The organism is Catonella sp., from assembly GCF_052169795.1.
Lineage (GTDB): Bacteria > Bacillota > Clostridia > Lachnospirales > Lachnospiraceae > Catonella.
The window spans coordinates 1-3,413 of sequence record NZ_JBQNBU010000146.1; the positions used below are offsets into that span (position 1 = coordinate 1).

Consider the following 3,413-nt stretch of genomic DNA (forward strand, 5'->3'; position numbering starts at 1 on the left):
TTATTACATAATTTATTGTGCGATATATAGAAATTTAAATATATCTTTATTCCATCTTTCAAAATTTCTTTCAATAATTCTATATTATCCCTGTTCCTCATAAATAGGGTTAATTTCCCATTACTCCCTACATCATCCTCCAGCCCGCAAAGTACTTATTTTTTACCGTAGTACCCGAAAGTTTCCCAAATCCCAAAGGAAAACCATTAATTCCAATCAGAATAAAAGCTCCCTTTTCTGCCTTATCAAGCTTATTTTTTACCAGTTCATCCTTTGTCACTTCTATTGTTTCACATTTTAAATACTTAATTACTCTCTCATCATCTACATCTAAATCAAGAAAATACTTTGATTCTTTCTTGGTACGAGACATAGCAAAAGGTTCGCTCGGTTCAAATCTTCCTTTTTTTCTATCTCCCACATAAAGTCCGTTTCTAAGAATTCTAAGTCCGGTAACATTAGGAAGTCCATCAGGAATAAGATAGAGCTTTTCACCATGCAACTCAAGTCTCTCCAGTTCTTCACTTGTTAATCCCCAGCTTTTAAGAAAAGCATCTTCTTCATTAGAGAGCTTAACTCTCTTTATATTGGTTTCAAAATACTTAGGGTAATCAGCTTTCTTCTTATGAAGGAGACATAAGAAATGTCCTTCTCCCTCCATCCTATGCGGCCAGATACGCACAGCTCCTCTTATTTCTTCTTTGTCCGAACCTATCCATTCAGGATGTCCGAAATCAAAACCTTCATACCGGTCACTTATAGGAACTACCTCAAGTTCAGGAAACATTGTTAAAATATAGTCAATAGTTCCCTCATTTTCATCAGCTGAAAAAGTGCAGGTTGAATAAAGTAAATATCCATCATCAGCTAACATATTAACTGCATTCGGAAGTATGTCTTTTTGTAAATCATTATAATAGCCGGTACCATACTGTTCCCAGTTTTTTATAATGGCAGGCTCTTTCCTAAACATTCCTTCCCCTGAGCAAGGTGCATCTACAAGAATTTTGTTAAAATATCCTGTAAATACATCACTTAGATTTTTCGGCGTTTCACTCGTAATTAAAGCATTTTTAATGCCGAATACACCTAAGTTTTTAAGCAATGCTTTTGCTCTGGTCGCAGATATATCATTCGATACCAGTACACCTTTTCCATTTAACTTAGCTGCAAGCTCCGTACTTTTACCCCCCGGTGCAGCACAAAGATCTAACACTCTGTCTCCCGGATTCACTTGAAGAATATTGGCAGGAGTCTGTGCAGACGGTTCCTGTATATAATAAAGTCCTGCATAATAATAAGGATGCTTGGTTGCTGCAAACTCATTTCCATCAAAATAAAAACCGTTGTCTATCCAAGGAATATGTTTCATTTTAACCACAGAAAGTCCCTCCCAAGCATCGGGAGAGACCTTAGTTCTATTAAGTCTTAGTCCCTGCAAGGGACTTTTATTGTAGCTTTCAAGGAAATTGTCATATTCCTCTCCAAGCATATTTTTAATTTTTTCTAAAAAACTTTCAGGTAAATTTATCATTAAATATTATAAATTCCTTTCCGGCAGGCTCTGACTTCTATATCCTTCTGCAATCACATCCAAGTCTTTACTAAACTTTATCAGGGTATTTAAATCACCCGCTGCATAAATCTCATAAAATTCATCTTGTATCTTAGTTACTTCCCTGTCATTTGCTACCTTATAAAGATTTTGAATATTATTTAGAATCTGTGACACAATCCCTGCTCTAATTCTAAATGAATTCTGTGCATCTACAATCTCGTTTCTGATTGCAGACATTTCAACATCCAGCTGAACTATAGCTGCGGCGGCATTCTGAAGTCTTTCAGAGATATTTTTAGGCATATTCCCCTTATACTTATACTGAAGAGAATGCTCAATTATAGCCCAAAAATTCATAGCAAGAGTTCTAATCTGTATTTCAACCTTGACCGTCTTCTTGCCACTCAGAGTTTCTACATTGTAGGAGGCTATCATGTGATAACTTCTGTAACCGCTTTTCTTTTGATGACTTATATAATCTTTTTCTTCATGTACAACCAAATCAGAACGATTTTTAATCATTTTTATTACACTTGCAATGTCATCCTCAAATTGACAAATTATTCTTATGCCGGCAATATCTTCCAAGTTATTTTCGACATCGTATAATGGGATTCCTTTTTTTCCTGCTTTTTCTATAATGCTGGAAATCCTCTTTACCCTTCCTATTACCTGTTCAATAGGAGAATACTGCCCCATGGCTCTATATCCTTCAATTATATGATTGAATTTTACAACAAGTTCATCCACTGCAAGTCTGTAAGGTACCAAAAATTCACTCCACATTTTAGTTTCCATAGGATAAACCAACCTTTTTATATTAATTCTTAAAACTATGTATAGGAGCAGGTATTCTTCCGCCTCTACCAATAAATTTTTCACAAGAGAATTCATTTACAGGCATAATTGGAGCATATCCTAAAAGTCCTCCGAACTCAGCCTGTTCACCAACTGTTTTTCCTGCAACAGGAATAAGCCTTACAGCGGTAGTCTTCTGATTTATCATACCTATTGCCATTTCATCAGCTATTATTCCTGAAATCGTAGATGCCGAGGTATCTCCCGGAATAGCTACCATATCAAGTCCTACTGAACATACACAGGTCATTGCCTCAAGTTTTTCAAGAGTTAAAGCTCCATCTAATACAGCATTTATCATACCCTGATCTTCACTTACAGGGATGAAAGCTCCACTAAGTCCCCCCACATAAGAAGAAGCCATAACTCCTCCTTTTTTAACCTGATCATTAAGCAGGGCAAGAGCTGCTGTCGTTCCCGGGGCACCGGCTCTTTCAAGTCCCATTTCATAGAAAATATCTGCAATCGAGTCTCCTATTGCAGGTGTAGGTGCAAGCGAAAGATCCACAATTCCGAAAGGAATACCCAGTCTTTTTGATGCTTCAAGAGCCACAAGCTGTCCAATTCTTGTTATCTTAAATGCAGTTTTCTTAATCTTTTCACATAGTTCACCAAAGTCATCCCCTTCAGAATGTTTAAGCACCGCCCTTACTACACCCGGTCCGCTTACACCGACATTAATTATCTTATCAGCTTCTGTCACTCCATGAAAAGCACCTGCCATGAAAGGATTGTCATCAGGAGCATTACAGAAAACTACAAGTTTTGCACAGCCTATTGAATCCCTATCCTTAGTAAGCTCAGCAGTTTCTTTAATAATTTCTCCCATCAGCTTGACTGCATCCATATTTATTCCCGTTTTTGTAGAGCCTAAATTTACCGAACTGCATATATGTTCAGTTTCATTAAGTGCCTTCGGAATAGACCTTATTAATAATTTATCAGCAGGAGTACTTCCCTTAGATACGAGTGCAGAATATCCACCTATGAAATTAAC

Annotated in this window: 3 protein-coding genes; all 3 read right to left on the reverse strand. The window is 36.9% G+C overall.

Annotated features, from left to right (window positions below; translation table 11 throughout):
* Window positions 1-127: 127 nt before the first annotated feature.
* On the reverse strand, window positions 128-1,534 hold the full coding sequence (locus ACTTKP_RS11655) for an RsmB/NOP family class I SAM-dependent RNA methyltransferase (RefSeq protein WP_442554069.1): 1,407 nt from the start codon (window positions 1,532-1,534) through the stop codon (window positions 128-130).
* A gap of 6 nt (window positions 1,535-1,540) precedes the next feature.
* On the reverse strand, window positions 1,541-2,356 hold the full coding sequence (locus tag ACTTKP_RS11660; protein ID WP_442554071.1) for a GTP pyrophosphokinase: 816 nt from the start codon (window positions 2,354-2,356) through the stop codon (window positions 1,541-1,543).
* A 22-nt stretch (window positions 2,357-2,378) separates the two neighbouring features.
* Window positions 2,379-3,413: PFL family protein (locus tag ACTTKP_RS11665; RefSeq protein WP_442554070.1), on the reverse strand; the 1,035-nt coding region annotated here is incomplete at its 5' end.